Annotated in this window: 20 protein-coding genes; 8 read left to right on the top strand and 12 right to left on the bottom strand. The window is 52.7% G+C overall.

Features of this window, described 5'->3' with window-relative positions; all coding sequences use genetic code 11:
- Nucleotides 1–154: 154 nt before the first annotated feature.
- The 5 genes from FIV38_RS25890 to FIV38_RS25910 form a co-directional block, all read right to left on the bottom strand.
- Nucleotides 155–505 (bottom strand): hypothetical protein, encoded by a 351-nt coding sequence (locus FIV38_RS25890; protein WP_076964604.1) that lies wholly within the window; start codon nucleotides 503–505, stop codon nucleotides 155–157.
- A gap of 25 nt (nucleotides 506–530) precedes the next feature.
- Nucleotides 531–821 carry a hypothetical protein gene (locus FIV38_RS25895; protein WP_076964602.1) on the bottom strand — a complete coding sequence of 97 codons (291 nt, stop codon included), beginning with the start codon at nucleotides 819–821 and terminating at the stop codon, nucleotides 531–533.
- Nucleotides 822–979: 158 nt separating this feature from the next.
- Nucleotides 980–1,411 (bottom strand): hypothetical protein, encoded by a 432-nt coding sequence (locus FIV38_RS25900; RefSeq protein ID WP_130898263.1) that lies wholly within the window; start codon nucleotides 1,409–1,411, stop codon nucleotides 980–982.
- Between the two features lie 262 nt (nucleotides 1,412–1,673).
- Nucleotides 1,674–2,045 (bottom strand): hypothetical protein, encoded by a 372-nt coding sequence (locus FIV38_RS25905; protein WP_092230815.1) that lies wholly within the window; start codon nucleotides 2,043–2,045, stop codon nucleotides 1,674–1,676.
- Nucleotides 2,046–2,136: 91 nt separating this feature from the next.
- On the bottom strand, nucleotides 2,137–4,023 hold the full coding sequence (locus FIV38_RS25910; protein ID WP_139273518.1) for a hypothetical protein: 1,887 nt from the start codon (nucleotides 4,021–4,023) through the stop codon (nucleotides 2,137–2,139).
- A gap of 1,090 nt (nucleotides 4,024–5,113) precedes the next feature.
- Between FIV38_RS25910 and FIV38_RS25915 the strand changes: the two genes are divergently transcribed.
- On the top strand, nucleotides 5,114–5,536 hold the full coding sequence (locus tag FIV38_RS25915; RefSeq protein ID WP_139273519.1) for a hypothetical protein: 423 nt from the start codon (nucleotides 5,114–5,116) through the stop codon (nucleotides 5,534–5,536).
- A complete protein-coding gene (locus tag FIV38_RS25920; RefSeq protein WP_139273520.1) occupies nucleotides 5,502–6,416 on the top strand; it encodes a site-specific integrase in 915 nt (304 codons plus the stop codon). Before FIV38_RS25915 ends, FIV38_RS25920 begins: the two co-directional genes overlap by 35 nt.
- 725 nt (nucleotides 6,417–7,141) lie before the next feature.
- On the opposite strand, the gene FIV38_RS25925 is transcribed toward FIV38_RS25920, so the two are convergent.
- The 3 genes from FIV38_RS25925 to FIV38_RS25940 form a co-directional block, all read right to left on the bottom strand.
- Entirely contained in the window at nucleotides 7,142–7,957 is an 816-nt protein-coding gene (locus FIV38_RS25925) for a hypothetical protein (protein ID WP_139273521.1), read from the bottom strand.
- Nucleotides 7,958–8,806: 849 nt separating this feature from the next.
- Complete coding sequence (locus FIV38_RS25935; RefSeq protein WP_170228393.1) at nucleotides 8,807–9,133, bottom strand: hypothetical protein; 327 nt, start codon at nucleotides 9,131–9,133, stop codon at nucleotides 8,807–8,809.
- A gap of 23 nt (nucleotides 9,134–9,156) precedes the next feature.
- The gene (locus FIV38_RS25940; RefSeq protein ID WP_092230827.1) at nucleotides 9,157–9,807 is read right to left on the bottom strand and encodes an AAA family ATPase; all 651 of its coding nucleotides are present in this window, start codon (nucleotides 9,805–9,807) and stop codon (nucleotides 9,157–9,159) included.
- Between the two features lie 245 nt (nucleotides 9,808–10,052).
- Between FIV38_RS25940 and FIV38_RS25945 the strand changes: the two genes are divergently transcribed.
- A complete protein-coding gene (locus FIV38_RS25945) occupies nucleotides 10,053–10,268 on the top strand; it encodes a hypothetical protein (RefSeq protein ID WP_092230830.1) in 216 nt (71 codons plus the stop codon).
- A gap of 868 nt (nucleotides 10,269–11,136) precedes the next feature.
- Here the strand turns inward: FIV38_RS25945 and FIV38_RS25950 are convergent.
- Together FIV38_RS25950 and FIV38_RS25955 are read right to left on the bottom strand one after the other, a co-directional pair.
- Nucleotides 11,137–11,373 carry a hypothetical protein gene (locus FIV38_RS25950; protein WP_092230833.1) on the bottom strand — a complete coding sequence of 79 codons (237 nt, stop codon included), beginning with the start codon at nucleotides 11,371–11,373 and terminating at the stop codon, nucleotides 11,137–11,139.
- The gene (locus FIV38_RS25955) at nucleotides 11,373–11,819 is read right to left on the bottom strand and encodes a hypothetical protein (protein ID WP_092230836.1); all 447 of its coding nucleotides are present in this window, start codon (nucleotides 11,817–11,819) and stop codon (nucleotides 11,373–11,375) included. The genes FIV38_RS25950 and FIV38_RS25955 overlap by 1 nt, the downstream gene beginning before the upstream one ends.
- Nucleotides 11,820–12,031: 212 nt before the next feature.
- On the opposite strand from FIV38_RS25955, the gene FIV38_RS25960 reads away from it, so the two are divergent.
- The 3 genes from FIV38_RS25960 to FIV38_RS25970 all read left to right on the top strand — a co-directional run bounded on the left by FIV38_RS25960 (nucleotide 12,032) and on the right by FIV38_RS25970 (nucleotide 13,643).
- Nucleotides 12,032–12,334, top strand: coding sequence for a hypothetical protein (locus FIV38_RS25960; RefSeq protein WP_233461846.1), 303 nt, complete (start codon nucleotides 12,032–12,034; stop codon nucleotides 12,332–12,334).
- Between the two features lie 155 nt (nucleotides 12,335–12,489).
- The gene (locus FIV38_RS25965) at nucleotides 12,490–12,864 is read left to right on the top strand and encodes a hypothetical protein (RefSeq protein WP_139273523.1); all 375 of its coding nucleotides are present in this window, start codon (nucleotides 12,490–12,492) and stop codon (nucleotides 12,862–12,864) included.
- Between the two features lie 140 nt (nucleotides 12,865–13,004).
- Nucleotides 13,005–13,643, top strand: coding sequence for a hypothetical protein (locus tag FIV38_RS25970; RefSeq protein ID WP_092230842.1), 639 nt, complete (start codon nucleotides 13,005–13,007; stop codon nucleotides 13,641–13,643).
- A 378-nt stretch (nucleotides 13,644–14,021) separates the two neighbouring features.
- Here FIV38_RS25970 and FIV38_RS25975 read toward each other — a convergent pair whose 3' ends face one another.
- Both FIV38_RS25975 and FIV38_RS25980 read right to left on the bottom strand, forming a co-directional pair.
- Complete coding sequence (locus tag FIV38_RS25975) at nucleotides 14,022–14,984, bottom strand: tyrosine-type recombinase/integrase (protein ID WP_167362617.1); 963 nt, start codon at nucleotides 14,982–14,984, stop codon at nucleotides 14,022–14,024.
- Nucleotides 14,981–15,361 carry a DUF2513 domain-containing protein gene (locus tag FIV38_RS25980; RefSeq protein WP_092230845.1) on the bottom strand — a complete coding sequence of 127 codons (381 nt, stop codon included), beginning with the start codon at nucleotides 15,359–15,361 and terminating at the stop codon, nucleotides 14,981–14,983. The genes FIV38_RS25975 and FIV38_RS25980 overlap by 4 nt, the downstream gene beginning before the upstream one ends.
- A gap of 196 nt (nucleotides 15,362–15,557) precedes the next feature.
- On the opposite strand from FIV38_RS25980, the gene FIV38_RS25985 reads away from it, so the two are divergent.
- Nucleotides 15,558–16,250, top strand: a complete 693-nt coding sequence (locus FIV38_RS25985) for a hypothetical protein (protein ID WP_092230848.1) — start codon at nucleotides 15,558–15,560, stop codon at nucleotides 16,248–16,250.
- 43 nt (nucleotides 16,251–16,293) lie between these two features.
- A complete protein-coding gene (locus FIV38_RS25990; RefSeq protein ID WP_092230851.1) occupies nucleotides 16,294–17,070 on the top strand; it encodes a uracil-DNA glycosylase family protein in 777 nt (258 codons plus the stop codon).
- Nucleotides 17,071–17,289: the final 219 nt, after the last annotated feature.

Consider the following 17,289-nt stretch of genomic DNA (forward strand, 5'->3'; position numbering starts at 1 on the left):
CCCCGCCAATGGGTCATTGGAGCAAGATCAGCCCTTTCGCTCCAATCGATCAGCCGCTTCGAAGGGCATGCTTCCAGCAAAAGTGATAGCAGGGAAGAATGCAAAAGCTAAAAAAAAGGTTCTCAACGCCATGACCTATCCTTGGATTTGAATTTTACTTGTTTGGATCGAATTGCTGCCAAGAATCAGGCATGCCTGTGCCGAAGCCACAATTCAGACAATCCAGCCCTTTCTCATCAACTGATCGATTGAAAGCAAATGTCTTGCCTTTGAGGTCAGTCAAAAGCAGCTTTTCGCCTTTGCTTTTTGCCTCCCAGGTTTGTTCACTCAAGATCTTTTTCCGAAAAGGATCGACCTTCACTACTACGGCTTTACTGCCTTTAATATCGATCGCTACCAGTGGTCCTATGATGCCTTGCATGGCTCGATAGCTACCCTCAAATGGATTGCCACAACCACTCAGACCGACACACAGCCCGATGAGGCAACCAACTTTTTTCAACATCTGACTATCTCCTGGGAAATTGACCTTAGCGGTCATCCTCTACGGTCTCATTGCGTGACAGAAGCCTTTCAGGCTGAACGTTTGGATTCCTCAGCTGGACAACTAATTGCTCAAGCCCCAGCTCGGTAAGAAAGACCACCAGCTTGTCGAGACTCTTGAAGGTCCGCTCGCCGCCGCGCTGCCGGCGCAATGACACACATTCGGAACCCAATTGAATACGCAGCGACCACCCGTCGCGGGTGTTAAGGACCGAGATGTCATGCACCAGGCCAGCAGCTAGATATCGTCGTAGATCAGCTTCGAAAATTAAGGACATAGACCACGCATCAGAAATGGAGCAGGAGGGCAGCCCGCAGGTCTTCCCCCCCATCACCAGCAGCAGAGTTATGGATTTTACCCTTCTACTACCCTGAAGCGCCGCGGTCTTGATGATATCAGCGCGCTACAGATTATCAATGCACAATTATTGACGTATCAATAATTGTGTTTTGATAGCGCGTGTTGAAATTCTTCAGGAAGATCCGTCTCGCTTTCGCCGACGCGGCTGACAGTTCCTAACCCCCCGCAGCTCCCTCTCGAGCAATGGAGACGACCTTCCAGCCCCAACCAACCTTCGGAAAGCACTGTCTGGCTTCCATCCCTAAAGTCGAGGGTGACACTCAGAAAAGTGGACGAATATTTGAAAGGGTAGGTGTTAAGGATTCCGTGGCGCATCGCATCGTACGAGTACATTTTTCCGTAACCGGAGCTGTCGACCTTAAGCACTTTATAACCGGTACTCAATCCGCCATCGCTGATGTAGTACCCACTCACATCTGAAGAAATCATTTCTGGAATTTTTCCCCACGGGGTTAACACCAGAACACAACACGCGGCCACACAAAAAACCTTCGACCGTTGTTTCAAGGCATGCTCCTTTTGATCAGTACCAGGTCCAAAGAAAGGCGACCACCACCCCCCACAACACCCAGCAGAACCGCTCTCTAAGCGTGTTGAGCTGGCTACGATGTGTTGCGTATATTGCAAACAAGGTCGCGAGCAACAGAAGTGCCAGATAAGCTTTGTGGACAGTGCTTGAGGACGCCTGAGGGAGCAGTGCAACAGACATCGGAAGTAAAGCGATCGCGGAGATCAGCCACGCAACGACAACCTTGTGATGGGTCATTTTTCAAGCTCTCCCTACGTAAGGCACCGTCGCAACTGGCAGCTCATTGATCAAGTGTTGAAGCTGTACCTCATGAATTTCCGCCATTCGGTCATCAAAGCCGTTTCGTCGATTTAGCTCTGCAGTCACCAGATACCAGGTCAAAGCGTCCAGTGACGGCGTCTCAAAAAGCCGGATCTCGATGGGAGTGGTTTCATCCCACTCATAGGCACCTATTCCGCTCAGCTGGGGCGACAGAAAATACTGATCCCCACGCATGACCCACACCAATCCCGGCCAAGGAGCGAGGCCATCAAACAGGTACCTGAGGTCGAGTGGGTTGTCCCAGTTTTCGCAGTAAGTGGCCGTTAGGCAGTAATCGAAGGTAAGGCTCATCTAGATGCACTCAAGCAGGGCGAGTTTGCATCGAAGCATGGGGGCTCGCGTGCCAGAACCACCTGCAGAAGGACGCTGAGTGAGCTTCGCACTACTGATTGTCCGGTGGGTTGAGTGGCGACCGACGCTTTTCGGCACGCTCGCCGCGAGTTGTCCGTTTTTTCTGCTGACCTTCTGATCGATCGGCAGAGCCTGGCCGAGAAAGACGTTGACCGGCAGACTCCCGGCTTTGGCGAGAAGGCGCCGGTGTATCAGCTTTGTTAGGGGAGCCACCAGGTGACGACCCAGGCGAGCCCACGGTTTTCTGGGCTTGTTGAATCTTTGCGCGGAGTAGCTCTTGCTTTAGACCAGCGCTCTTGATGGCTGATATCTTAGAGAGCCCGCCAACTACTGAGCCTGCGACAGATGCAGCGATACTTCCTAATTGAGTGAAACTGGCAGCACTGTCCGTCTTCGGTAGCGTCTGAACTCTCAAAAGCGCTCCAGCAGCCCATGTCGCAGCCAGAATAACGAAACCGGCTCCACCAGCTAAAACTCCACGCATGCCATTAATATCCAATGGAGTACCAGTGCTGCTAATAGCCGTAGCGGCTTGTACAAAACTAATTGTGGCTAGCTGGCTAGCAAGTAAATACAGAATACCTTCAGCGAAAAAAAGAGACAGGTATGTAAACACCAGTAATCGTATCCAATAGAGCAATATTTCAATGCCAAAGATACATGCCAGCAGAGCAACCAGCGGAAATATATGAATGAGAGCGGCTTGTCCCATTGCTGTTAAATAGACAAACCATGGAAGCTTTGCCGCTAGATCCAAAGTTGAAAGTGCACCATTTGCTTCATTGAGTGCCCCAATCGCCTCAGATGCATTTTCGCGAACCTTTGAAGCAAAAGACGAATCATCAGGACCCGAATAAAGAGATCCTAGGCTTTTATTGACAACATCCGACCAGGCTCTCACCCCTGCAACAACAGATGGCTCTGAGTCAGGAGCTAAATTAGAAGGTCGAATACGGTCTCCCACTGCCCGATATCCCTCTTCAGCACCTGCTTGCGCGGCCTGATAAGCTTCGTAGCAATTCTCCGGAACGAAATATCGATTATTTACACCTGATGGCTCAGCTAACAGTGCTGAATCAGAGAGCGACCCATTAGCGATTTCCCAAGGATTCAGATAGCCTGCGGGTTCATCAACGCCACCTGACAATCTAGACTTCCATCCAGATTCATTAGGTAGCAAGTATCTTTTTCCAGTTTTCCATTTATCACTGCTCAGCTGCTCCAACGCAGCCTTGCCTGCCGACCTTCGAGCGCCTGCATTGTAAATGTCCATTACAGCTAGAGCTTGTCGAATTTGTGGAAACCAGGAAAAAGTCAGGCCGGATACCGTATCGGCACTGGCGCTACTAAGTATAGAAACTTGCGAGTCCGGTACTCCAAGCGCACCACCACCCCGTAGCCCTACGGCTTGCCAAGTAGTTTCCGGGACCTGTGCATTATCATTAGGATTTGGTTCGCAATATGTTTTGTAATCTTTCATGAGATTAGCTAAATCACTTCCCATGAAAGGGCTGATTTCCCGTTCGGTGAGATCGGCAATCATCAGTGCAGATTGTTCGTTATCTTCAGTCCGATAAACTTGTACGAGCTTTGCATATGTAGGAAGGATTACTTCAAGCGCAAATGATTGCCCCTTTGTCATTTCCATGCTGGCACGGCCAGGAAAGGTCACTGATTCAGTCTGCAAAGCAATAAATACAAACAGCGAGGTGATAAAAACACCAAACGGTATGCTGGTGGGCCTACCCTGCACCAGATTCCAGATAATCCAAGTTAAAGAAATATAAGGCACTGCTGTGGCGAGCTGGCGAACTACCTCCGCAAGCTCAGCGTGTTTTGTTCCCATCGATATTAACGATGAAATCATGGCGTCTAGGCCGCTTTGGAATAGCCATCCAAAATTACCAAATTCGCCCATACATCAAGCCTCGATACTTGAGAAGATTTTTCCCGGTACGGTAAACAAAATTGATGCGGTTCCAAGGATGAAGACAAGTGCTGCCCACAGAGGGCCGGCCTTTGTGTACGCATAGTTTTCTAGAGTAGTGAATCCGACCACTAGAATGACTAACGTCACCAGTCTGGATCGACTCATCTCAGTATTCAGCACCTTCACGATAAATTCCTCACCTGTTAATCCTCACGGAGTTTCACTCTGAAGGAATCTAGCCAAAGCTCAAGTCAAAACAAGGCATCCGAATTCGGTACCCGCTGTTAGCACTCAATGAATCGAAATAATCCATGCTCTGTAGCGTCATCACATTCAGTTCGTTCAGCTTAGGCTGAACGTGCAGCGCTCTACGCGCTGCTGCGTGCGAAGCACGCGGCTCTGTCAGGGTGATTCGCTACGCTCAACACCTCAGACAGAGCCGCGTCACGCGGTCAAAAGCGAAATCGATGTGACACTCAAAGTTCTGCGTTGACAGCTCCAATCCAGACCTTTCAAGATGGCCATGCACCCGAGTTCACCATGAACTCACCCCACTTACTGACGTGCTATTTCATGTAGGTAAGAGGTCTTGGACTACAGCTATTTCTGTAAACCTAGACCATGGGAGGCGCCGGCAATGAGCAGCTAATGCTGCCCATCACCGCGTAAACGACTAAATAGTTGTTTGGTCGAAACCAACACAGGCCGGCCATCTGTTGCGGTTATTGCAAAGGCCTGATTGAAAGACTGCTTCGCCTTTCAATTAGAAACAAACCACTGTCTAACTCTTGACATAAAATTGAGTTGTAACCAGGGCGCGTAACCCAGGCGAGGTCTACTGACTTCGAAACTCAGTTGAGTTTGGCAGTGAGAAGCAAACAGTGAGAGTGCTTTCGAGCGCATCGTTGCAACGATAAATTATCGTTTGTCAACTGATAAGTCCGACTGAAACACGGGGCTAGGCATTCATTGAATGTCGGAATCACCTGGCAGGAAGTTTCGAGCGCCCTTTTTGAGGTGCAGCTCAACCTCCAACATGCTTTAGTGGTTGCTGTAACTTACAACATAAGCCCCAGCTATGAACGACAAGCTATCTCCTTTTCGCGATGCGATTTTCTACCGTTATCGCCAGCGTTATACCCTAGAAATGATCAAGCTGTGGCTAAGTGAAGTCCACAAGCTATCCGTCTGCATAAGCGCGATCGCTCGTTGTATAAATAGGAGCATGAGAGCCGTTTCTGGCTTTAATCGTATTGATTCTGATGATGAATACAACTATTACAGGTCAAAGGCCACAGCACGACGACAAAACAGGAATTACAAGCGTCATTTAAGTCGATCATTAGGTCTGATCGAACACTATCGTGATAAATACAATTACACCGCCCGTGAGATACATGAACACCTAACAGATTTAGGAATCATTACATCGCTTAGCTCAATTCATAGAGCAATTAGGCTAATCAATGAACGAAAAAAAAATGAAATCAGCAAAAAATAAAGTACAGCGAACTTTTGCAAAACCAACGTCTCAAGCAAAAGCGTTGAGCAAAGCCATGTACAACGCCAATCAGATATCAGGATTGGGAACATCCCATAGCTATGAAGCTAGCTTGAAACTTGCTGCTCAATGGTTAAAAAATACTGGACGCGGCTCACTCTATGAACTTTCTCCCAAAGCCGCAAAGCAATACCTTAGCGAACGTGCAAAACTTGTCGGACAAAAAACTCTAGATCGTGATCGCCAAGCACTGCAGGCTGTACTTAGAGCTACAGGACGATTCAATTCCAAAGGCCGAATTTCTGTCATACAAGCTGACAAGCAGCAAGTACTCAAGAGTCGCAACTATACCGACGAGCAGTGGCGGCTTATTGCAGAGCACCAAACGTCGCGTAATGCATTGAGTACCGAGCTAGTCGCTGCATCAGGCTTAAGAGCTCACGAACTACTGACGCTACGACCCGCCGTCGAGCAGCCTATGAGCCAGCGCCCAGCAGATCCCGCTAAGTTTCGCTCTGGTATTCGCTATACCGTGGTTGGCAAGGGAGGACTCGTTCGAGAAATATCTCTTCCGCCGGAACTTGCTAAACGGCTTGAGGCATATAGGCGGGATGAAGCTGTTACCCGGATTGATCGTAGGATTCATTACAAATCGTACTATGACATCGGCGGAGGTCAGGCTTGGTCTCAATCATTCACCCAGGCTAGCAAAGTAGCGCTAGAGTTCAGCAATGGTGGCCACGGACTGCGTCATACCTACGCACAAGAAAGGCATAGAGAGCTGCAAGTTTTGCTGGGTGACAACGATCGTGCAAAGCAAGTCGTTTCACAAGAAGTGGGCCATTTCCGACCTGAGATCACAGATACTTACCTAAGGTGAATTGTCTTTGTATCCAAAAAACTTGATGACAGAGCTGCATACTCGTCAACATTCAACCTGGAGTGGCCCAAACGATTATATGCCTTCCAACGGCGAGGCCAGGATTGATTGCAATCCTACTCGATAGCCCAGACGCTGGGATCTACTGCCAGGCCTGGATCTCAAAACGCATGCCTTCACCGAAGGCACCTAGCGAACTGTTTGACGCCGCAGGAGGGAGGGCAGCCAGCGCGCACACGCGCCCGGTTGAGCCCGAAGGGCGATTTATCCGGGTCTTGCGCCCGTAGGGGAGCCGAAGGCTCTCTCAGGGCAGCTTTATCGCCCTGGGACGCTTAGACGGGCTGTGATAAGGTCTGCTTGTCACCCGTTCAACGGGTGCAGGGGCTGTAAGCCCTTGCCTGGGGCTCGGGGCGAGTAGCCCCGTACACCGAGCCGCACCGTAGGTGCGACATGCTCGGGCGTCATATTGGGGTTGCGCAGCAACACCACCCTTCTGATTCTTTTTTACCTTCTGGTTAATGAGCGACACTTAAAAAATCTCCTACCGACACTTAAGATATTATTTCTAGTTAGGTGTGTAGGCTCGCCTGTGCATAAGTCCGCTTTCGGGGTGATCGGGTGCCCTGAACGGGCATTGCGGAGAACTTGGAGGGAGGGATTAAGACAAATCGCTGAGGAATGGCCGTGCTTGCCGTAATCGAGGCGTGTGGGTACCTCCAGAGCCGTCAGGCTAGGAGTCTGCTGGCCTTGGCTTGAATGATTCGGTCAGCTTCTGCGTTTACTTCTGCTGCTGTCTTCTCGGGGTTGGCCATCTTTAGGGAGACCAGCAGCTCCATCCTGGCCCGCTGGTAGGCCTCATCGTAGGCCGGGGGCTGCTCCGGTCGCGTATCCCTGAGCCCTGCCCTCGAGGTCAGGCTGGCCGCTGGTGGATCATCAGGAGCAGCTTTAGGCGTTCCCTCACTGTTGTCCTTGGGGCTGCTAGCTTTGGGGTTTAGAATTCCGCCTATGACCAGTGCGTTACGCGCCCAGGAGGTCATGGTTCCACCTACTTTCTTGATCTTCTTGGCAAGACGCTTTATTGCGCGCTCCCGCTCATGCTGCAACCGGCGACCTAGGCCGAAAGCAGTGAAAAGCAGGCGGTTAACCGCCTTTACCGCTGCTAGGCCGCGCCAGGATCCGTCCTCTTTCATCTGTCGCGGCTGACTAACCGTCAGCAGGTTTGCACGTTGCAAATCTGCCATAGCGCGCTCTGCGCGACGGAAGTTTAGGCCAGTGAATTCAACAAGATAATCCAGCGTAAGGGACATAAAGCCCTGCCGTGTCGGGATGCCGCAGCGTAATGAAACTAGGTCGGTATTCGCGATGATTGCAGCAAGTAACACCAAACACGCCTCGCGGCGCTCGCTGCGCTGCTGTCGGCCCTTGGCACTGCGATTGGCGTTGCGCAGTGAAGGCAGCGCGTTAGGTGTGCTGTAGTAGCGCCGAGCGCGCTCGATCAGCTCTACTAGGATACCGGGCAAATTCTTATCGGAAGCGGTCACGGGCTTGACCAGCTCCAGCCTGGGGAATTCTGGCGAATGCCCGCAATAGTTGCCACCGTCGTTAACACGGGGCACATATGGCCTTTGACGTTTTCCTGAGGATGCTACTGAGCCTGAATCCATTTGCCCCGCCGTTCGGCGGCAAGCGTTCTACGGATAGCATTTTGCAACTTGCAAGAAGCCGCGGTGCTAGCCATAATCAGCTCACCTTGTCAGTGAACAGGTTTCAGCCCCGTCGAAAGAGCAACCTGTTCTCGTTTGTCCAGAAAGCCCGGTTACCAGCCGGGCTTTCTGGTTTCTGTAATCTGGTTTACGTCACCAGCGTCCTCATGTTCATTTCCCTCGACCTACCGGGCTGTCTAAATCCAGCCTGCATTGCGGGTGTTCTTCACCTGCGTCCAGCTCGTTTAGATACCTATAGATCGCTTCACGCAACACCGCAGACGTGGTTGTGCCACGAGCTCTCATAGCCGCGTCGAAACGTCGCTTTATCGACTCGTCCACTTTCGTGGCCATGATGGAAGATGGCGCGCTCGAGGTCATGGTCATCCAGGTTATACGGTTAAACGAAAGCCAAGATTATTGGTTTAACCGTTGAACGTCAAGATTCATCAATTGCTCATTTTCAAGCCTGATATTTTCCGGAACAGTAGCACCCGAGATTTTGGCAAGCAATAAAAAAGGTCGAGTTTTCTCGACCTTTTTTGAATCGTGGAGCAATCCTTACTACCGCTGCAGGCCTTTGAATACGGGAGTCTGTGAAGCTCTTCACAAACGAAAAATGCCATATTTAACTTACGTAATAGAAATAACTTACGTATATTACGCAACTGATTTACGTTAAATACGTTATTCGTCTTGCGTAACATCGTCGATAGGTTCTGCCTTGCTAGCACGCTCAAGCAGCTCCAGCAGCTCAGCCCTGTCGAGGTTCTGCAATGCAGCGATTCCAGCTCGGATCACATCTGAGCGAGTGGCTCGAAAATTCCTCGGGGTAAGCGAAATCTTATCGATTTGGCGGTTCAACTCTTTAGAGAGGGAGAAGGTCGTTCGGACAAACGTTGAAGAAGTCTTTTTGCGTCGACGCTTTGGTTCTGAATTGGCGCCCACAGGTGCATCAGCTATGAATGCCTGCGCAGCGGCCTCAATGCTCATATCAGGATTTTTTTCAGCCACTCGGGATGGCCGAGATAGATTGTTTAGGCCCATTTAGTGGTCCCCCATAGCTCAGTCGCTAGAGATTCAATTTCTTCTTTGGCTCGGGGGTCAGATCCGCTTTCCAATACAGAACAGCCATCTTCATCAGCGTCATCGTAAACGTTCCGTGCAGTGGTGATCGCGTTTAGTGGGATGATATCGAAGGAACGACAAGCGTCTTTTGCATCCAAAATTCTCTGGACTTGGCTTGGCAACGCTGGGCACTGAGTGATGACGGCTCGTATCGTCAGATCAGGATTAACTGCAATGGCGAGCCGCGCCAGGTTTTCAACTTTAGGAAGCGTCTTAAGGTCTCTCCGCTTCGGTCGGAATGGAATCAGCATATGAGTAGCTACAGTCATTGCCGAACGCAACGCTTCCGAGTCAGCTCCGCCGGCATCCACTACGATTTGTCTGTATCTATCTCGCAGATCCAGAAGGGTTTGACGAATGTTCCCATGGGCTTGCACAACCGGTATCGGCGGCAGGTCTCCCTGGTCATTCCGCTCAGCAGCCCAATCAGCCGTCGTGCCTTGAGGGTCTGCATCAAGCAGCAGGACATCACCACCCCGGGCCTTAATCCAAACGGCTAAGTTTTGAGCCAGACAGGACTTTCCACTGCCCCCTTTTTCCCCGCCCAATAGCAAAATCATGCTGCTTCGCTCCTCGAAATAGATAAGCCAAATAACTTACATAAGTTATGTACATTACACAACGTATTTCACTTACAGAATTGTGCGTACCCTGCTGATGTAAAAACCTAGAGGCCCCAAGAAACCTACTGAAGGAACGATGGGCTTAAGGCCTACACAGTTACGGTATGAATTGAATAGATAGGGGATCTGCTAAGTCTTCTGCTGTGTCTACAATAGGCCATCATCACCAAGGAGCGTTGCGCATGACTGTCTATACCTGCCCTGCCTGTAATGAGCTGTTTCATAAAAACTATCTGAGCGGCACTTTCCCTGGTGGTAAGGAAAAGGAAGACATTGATTGCCCGAGTTGTGGCCACACAGTAGCCACGGAAATGACCAGCGCGGTACTGGGCACCAAGGCGCTAACAGCTGATGAAAAGACCGCCTACCTAGCGAGCGCGACGAAGAGTAGGACGTAGAAGTTCGAATCGAACTCATCGCCCGCCGCAATGCCCAGGGCACGGAGTTTACAGGTGCGTCGGGCCCCCTGATGTCGTCTTTAGGGGAGCCAGCGGCTCCTGGAGCAGAAATAGGGTTCGCTAGAAACGCTGAGCGCCTTTGCCGAGGGCCGCCCAAGACAGTGCTCTATGCACGCATCCACTGAGGATGCAGTTTAACTGCGCGCAAAAAAAACCCCACCGAAGCGGGGCCCGTATCACTTACAGATCGTCTAGGTGGTCGCGCAGCCAAGCAAAAGCGCGATAAGCCTTAACCATTCGCAGCAGCGCACTAAAGCCCAGCCACAAACGGCGCACAGATTTGAAGGGGCGCATATGCGGCTTCCTCAAAAGAAGCCTGACCCCGCCGCCCTAACCGGGCCGCACGACGGTTCTACTGAAAGTTGGTCGAATGCTTTCAGCGAGCCAGGTGTTGATCGACCCTTTCAGATGCCGGCCACGTTTTCCAGACGCGTGTCCAAAGGGGGGTCGGGGCCATGCAGCAGCCCGTGCCCTACTCCAACGTGTTGCGGAGGCTATTGCGCAACAAATAGACCGTAACTTATGATCGATTCGTCGAATGCTTTCAGCGAACCGGTGAACCAGCCTCCAATTGGTTCGCACAAACTAACCGCCCTTCCACGGCGGTTTTTTTGTGCCTGTCGTTTTGTGTCGTTACCCGTCACAGCTCAACGGCAAACCCGGACAGGCCCAAGGTATCAACCCAACGTGTCAAGGTGTCGAGACTGGCCCAGGTGCGCACGGCCAACGACCAGCGCTGGCCTTCCCAGCGACTGACCCGCGCTCCGCGCACCAACCAGAGGCGCGCAGCGCGTCTTCATGGATCGCTTCACGCATGCCGCAGCACCTCGCGACGCTGCTCGGCGGCCGCTTCCAGCCCGATGTACAGAGTCTCAACCACCTCCGACGTGAAGGCCTTGACCGTCTCCAGCCCGAGCACAAACCCTTCGCCGCGCTGGGCAGCCATGTTCACGCCCTGGGCGCTGTCGGCCACTTCGATGGCGGCTAACAGGCGGTCGACCACCGTGCGCACCTCCGCCGGCAATACCAATTTGCTCAGGCTCATCAGTCCACCTTGCGCCATTCGCCTGGAGCGTCCGGGTCGAGGCCCACCCGACGATTAAATTCGGCCTGATTGATCTCGCCGTTCAGCAGTTGGACCATCAAGGTCTGCTGCTCATCCCGGGAAAGCTGCGGAAGGTCCTGATACGGGTCCAACGCCGCGAGCGTCTGTAGCTCGCGCTCGGCCGCTGCCGAGTCAAAGTCGGCCAGCTCCGCGTGCAAGTCGCGCTGCAGCGCGTCCACGTCGACCCCTTCCAGCACGTCCAAGGCGGCCGCCTGTTCGGCGTCCTTGAGCATGACTTGCTGGGAGGCATCGAGGTCCGTGTCATAGCGCAACAGCTGATCCAGCAGGGCGGCTGAATCTTCGGCGCTCAGCTGCTGCACCAGGGCATCCATATCGGCATCCAACGGCGGCAGGTCGTCCAGCGGATCCGGGGTGTGGTCAGTCATCGGGGCGGTTCCTTTTCGAGTTAGGGTCGGTCAGTGCGTAAAATCACTTAGGCCTAAAGTGGTGCCCACTTTAGCGAAAGTGGAAAACGTCGAGGCAAAGAAGGCCCCCGACCTTGCCTGAAAGGTGGGCTCTTTTACATAAGCGGCGTTATGCGCCCAGTTAGCATAGAAATTTCCGGTTTTTGTGCTATTCATGGCTCAGTAGTGGCAATATGCCAAAACAAGGTGTATTCACCGGAAACCACCCCCAAAACTTGGAGTTTTTTATGGTTGATAATGACGTGAAAGCCGTTGCTATAACTGGCGCAGGAGCTGTTACAGGTGCAGGTGGTGCTTTGGGTGCAGTATCAGCACTCGGCGTCTCTGGCCTTGGCGTGACAGGCGTAACCTCAGGACTGGCAGCGGTTGGAAGTGTTGTCGGGGGGGGCATGGTGGCCGGATTAGCTGTAACTGCGGCAGCACCGATTGCAGTAGGCGCCGTTGCATATGGCCTGTACAAATGGCTAAAAGACTAAAAAATTCCCTACAAAAAGCCCGCAAAAGCGGGCTTTTTTGTGAGCAAATTTTAATAAATGACTCGTATTCGCAGATTTGGCACTCGGCCATCAACATCCTAAAAACTTCATTGATATTACTTTGCCACCTTACCCTGCTCCCTAAGGACAAACGGATGAAAAACGCGCTGATAGTTTTGATGCTTATGATTTTTGGATGCCTAGGACTATGGGGATACGACACCTACAAGAAATCATCAGCCAAGACCAAACGCTTAGAATCGTTAGAGCACGCCAGGACGAGTGGGATGTCATCAATTCGTTCTGCTCTAAAAGACCCAGCATCAGCGCAATTCAAGGACGTTAGAATTGCAGATGTGACAGGTGCGGTTTGCGGTCAAGTAAACGCTAAAAATTCATATGGCGGCTATTCGGGTTTTGCTAGGTTTGCAGTCAGCAACGGACAGGCCACTATAGACGACGGTTCGCTAGCTGCGCTTACGCTCATAGCGGATCTTTGCGCGAAAATTTCTACTACAAATGAGGGGTAGACCATGGCTGAAAGCCCGCTAATCGGCCAACTTTTTTATGAACGCGATTTAACAAATGAGTCGTTACCAAAAGTGGGATGATTCAGAAAAATCATGGCAGAAATAGCGATGTCATTTTGCAATCACGATGGAGTTTATGGATGAACCGTTTTGCGCATTTTTTCGGAATTCTGGCTGCAGTCGCCAGCTTTTCTGCCTCCGCCGCATCTTCCCTCCAGGACATTAACTATTCAGTTACCAAGGATGAGTCGAAGCGCGATATCAAGCGCGTGGTGGAGATCGTTCTGGCCGAACGTGTGGATCAACCCACACTTGAAGCATTGGCTAATCAAATCAAAGATTCGAACCCAACGAGTTTTCAACGAACCTTTATCGGCTGGCGGATCAAAGGCGAGGAGGATGGCGCGTACTGGGCCAAGACAGATTTTGTCCCAGCCTTAAATGTTCAGTTTCTGGGGGCCACCGTGGCTGACTACAACAAACTCAAGACCACCAGCGCAGCAGCCGATGGAGAGGTATTTGGTAGCTGGCTGAGTACCTGGGGGGCCGATTACAAAATGGTAGGCTACCGAAAGGGTGGAAAAATTTTTATCCGTTCCACGTTTACTGATGGCTCGTCGGGCACCAAAGAATTTGTCCCCAAGAACTTCTCCGGTCGATCCGTTTTAGTCGATGCAGAAGGCAGCGATTTCGGTGAGTATTATCTCGTCAACGCTCACGGGGATCTGGAGTTCTGGGGCGAAGACGGCAGTTTCTATACAGCTAAGAAAACTGACTGAAGGAAATCATTGGCTAGGCCCGCTCATCAGGACAGGATGCCTTTAGACTGACTGGCCTTCAGACTTCGCCAGGCGATCCAACCGCGTCACGGTCAAAACCTCCCCTGGCCCGTTTGGGCGTGCTCCTATAGCGCAAGCCCAAACGCTCAATCGAGATTAACGATTGGTTCGCGTTCGCCTCTCCCACTTGTTGTAGTAGTGCGAATGGTCTTCGTCCCGACCACCCGACTCGATCCAATCGTCATATTCCGGGCTATCTTCAAAGCGACCTGACATATTTATCTCCTTACCAGTTCAGAACTCAGCGATATGCATCCCTGCATCGGCAGGCTCGATAAAAACTTGAGCCATCCTGCCTCGGGGTACGGTTTTAGCTAATTAAAGATAAATTCGCTCTACCTCACCCAGGCTGATCTCGTCCCGACGCCGATCATACAACTGCGTGGTACGCGTCGAAGCATGGTTGGCCATCGCCGCCGCGTTTTCCAAGGTGCCGCCGTTTTTCAGGTACGCCGTAATGCCTGTTGCTCTAAACGTGTGATTGCCGATCAATGTCTTGATCCCCCCCGCCAGGGCGCGTCGGCGCACCATGGCATGAGCGTTGGCCTGCGGCAGGGCAGTAGGGCTCAACTGCCCGGTACCGCGCCCAATGGTGCGAAACAGCGGGCCTTTCGGATCGCCCACGATCCCGGTCTGTACCAGATAGGCATGCAGGTACTCCTCCAACAGATGGTGGCAGGGCATGACATGCTGTTTACCGCCTTTCTCGCGCAGGCGTACCCATAACCGCCGATTCTGCGTGTAGACGTCTTCGACCTTCATCGCCAGGGCCGCGCCGATCCGCGCGAAGGAAAACACCATCAAGCTGATCAAGGCGCGATCCCGCAGGCCGGCAGGTGTACTGACATCAATGCTATCCAGCAGCTGTCGCGCCTCGGAAGGATCGAGCACCGGGGTTTTCCCCGTGCGGCTGGTATGACTCGGCCCGCGCACCGACGCCGCCGGGTTATGCGGCACCACCTGGCCCACCACCAGCCAGTCGAACAAGTGCCGGAGCGCGGCCAGGCGTTGTTTCACCGACGGTGCGGCCAGGGTCTGGCACTGCAGCTCGATCCAGGTCGCCACGTGCAGCGGAGACACCGCAACCAGATCAGGCACACCCACCGCCTGGCACCAGCTCAAAAACTCATCTACAGCGCGTGCATAGGCGCGCCGCGTGTTCGGGTTGCGGATATTGGCGGTGAAAAACTCCAGAAAGCGCATCTCCGCGCGCTCGCCGGCGTGGCTGATCAGCGCCGGAACATGCGTAGTGATAGAGGCCCTCCGGATGATTCCGCTCACAGCTCGATCCCCAGTTTCTCCTTGAGCACTTCTTTGCCGTAAGCCTTCCCGAGCTCCAGCAAGACGCCGAGACCTGCAACACCTGCCTTTTCAGCCCCGGCTTTGGTACGGCGCCATACCTCACCGTCGCGGACGGTGTCGAGGAACTCATGGCCTCTATAGGTCAAATGCTTGGGCTCCCAAATGAATCCACCCGGCCCTAGGTGATTATGACTCTGTCCTACCAGCAGCCCTGCCTCATGCAGCAGCATGACGTGGTAAGAAATCACCATCGGTGTTTTACCTTCGACTACTAACGAAATGCTTGCACGTGGATCTTCTTCACTGGCTTCGACAACCAGCAAAATTTCGCGCACCAGGTCTTTGTCGAGCTGCATCAGGAATTCCCTTAGCTATATGTGATAAAGGACATTATCACGTATAGATGGACTTGGAAGGAGCAGTCAAAGGCCCACACGGCACGGCGAAAATCCGCCCCACAAATAATCAAATTGATCATCATAAAATAATCATTGTAAATGACATATTTCATCGCTAGTCTATGCCCATACCCACTGATTGAGAGCAAAGACGATGAGCAGCTTCTGGCGTAACCAATTCGAGAAAAACTTCCTCCCCGCTCAGACAAAGCTCGGCCTGGACGAAATTATTCAGGAGGCACACGATGCCTATTGGGGTTCGCTAGGGGCGTCGCTGATGAAATTTAACGGCGAAATTGACCCGGCCAAGCTGAAAAGTCTGGATCAGCTCTACAACGGTGAAAGCGCTGTGCGGACAGCGGCCAAGGATTGCTACGACTACGCAATCAATGGCCGACTCAGCCTCGCCAAGGATGGGGAGGAAGAAACCAGGATGAATGACAACTGGGCTCGACTGGCAACGCTAGTGCTCTCCGCCCGGCCCGATATTGAGGTGTTCTCACCTCGAATCGGTGGACACGAGATGGTTTTACCGAAAGGACTCGAACACCTGCTTTTCCAGGCGCTGGTCAGAGCCCGCCTTGACCTGGATACCCACCCGAAATTTGAAGATGACGAGGCGGTGCCCATGTTCTTGTCGGGTGAGGACAACTGCGGCTACCTGACGCTAAAAGAAATCGCGGTCTTGGGACAGATGTCCGAGCGAGCGGTGCGCAATGCGGCCCAGCCCGCAGCGGCGGATCGACTGCAGACGCGCAAGGAACAAAGCCAGACGGTGGTCGACTCCGAAGAAGCGTTGCGCTGGTTGAAAGGTCGCAGGGGCTTCATTGCTACCCGTGCGGATTAACGCTCGCTAACCCAACAATTGCCTATCACCAAAGGACATCACCATGAGCCTCGAACAGTTCAGCGCCCTACTTTCCGCCTCCACGCACAATTTTGCCACGCTGCCGGCTGAGCTGTTGCTCGCTTCAGAAGGCAATCTGCAGACCTTTTATGCGCCATTTGATCACGTCAATACCAGTGCCCGCGTTGTGCTGTGCGGCATTACGCCGGGCTTGCAGCAGGCCAGCCGGGCCCTGGATGAAGCGCGCAAACAGCTGTGCAATGGCGCCTCCATCGAGCACGCCAAACAAACCGCCAAGGAAACGGCCAGTTTTGCCGGACCCATGCGCAACAACCTGACCAGCCTGCTGGATCACATCGGGCTGCAGACGCTGCTGGGCATCGATAGCTGTGCACGGCTATTTGATACGCACCGTCATCTGGTGCACTACACCTCGGCCCTGCGCTACCCGGTCTTTCTCGATGGTCAGAATTACAGCGGCAGCCCTGCCATGCTTACTCGTGCCAGTCTGCGTCATCAGGTGGAAACGCACCTGGCGGAAGAGATCCGGACATTGGGCCCACAGTGCCTCTATGTCCCGCTCGGGCCGAAAGTCACGGAGGTTTTTCAGCACCTGCAAGCCAAAGGACTGTTGAAAGCCGAGCAACTGCTGGACGGATTGCCGCATCCGTCGGGAGCCAACGCAGAACGCATCAGCTATTTCCTCGGCGGCAAACTTCGGGAAAAGCTGTCGAGCAAAACCAATGCGGCGGTAATCGACGCCGCTAAAGCCCGGCTAATGACAAAACTGACCACGCTGCGCAGCGCAGTTTCTCGGTAACGACCACAGGATGCCGCCTTTTAGAACCATACGACTGCCCTGTTAGCTCCTTTGCTGTAGTCACCGCCTGGGGTGGGGCGGAAGTACCCCCCCTCTCGTTGCTGGGTTCCCAGCTTGACTGCCTGACAGTCACAGCGGTCACTGGTCTTCAGTGGCCGTTTTTTTTGCTGTCGGTGGTGCGCTTACGTGACTGCAGTCGAAAGTGGCTGATCTAGAATC

The organism is Pseudomonas proteolytica (genome assembly GCF_007858275.1).
In the GTDB taxonomy this organism is placed as follows: domain Bacteria; phylum Pseudomonadota; class Gammaproteobacteria; order Pseudomonadales; family Pseudomonadaceae; genus Aquipseudomonas; species Aquipseudomonas proteolytica.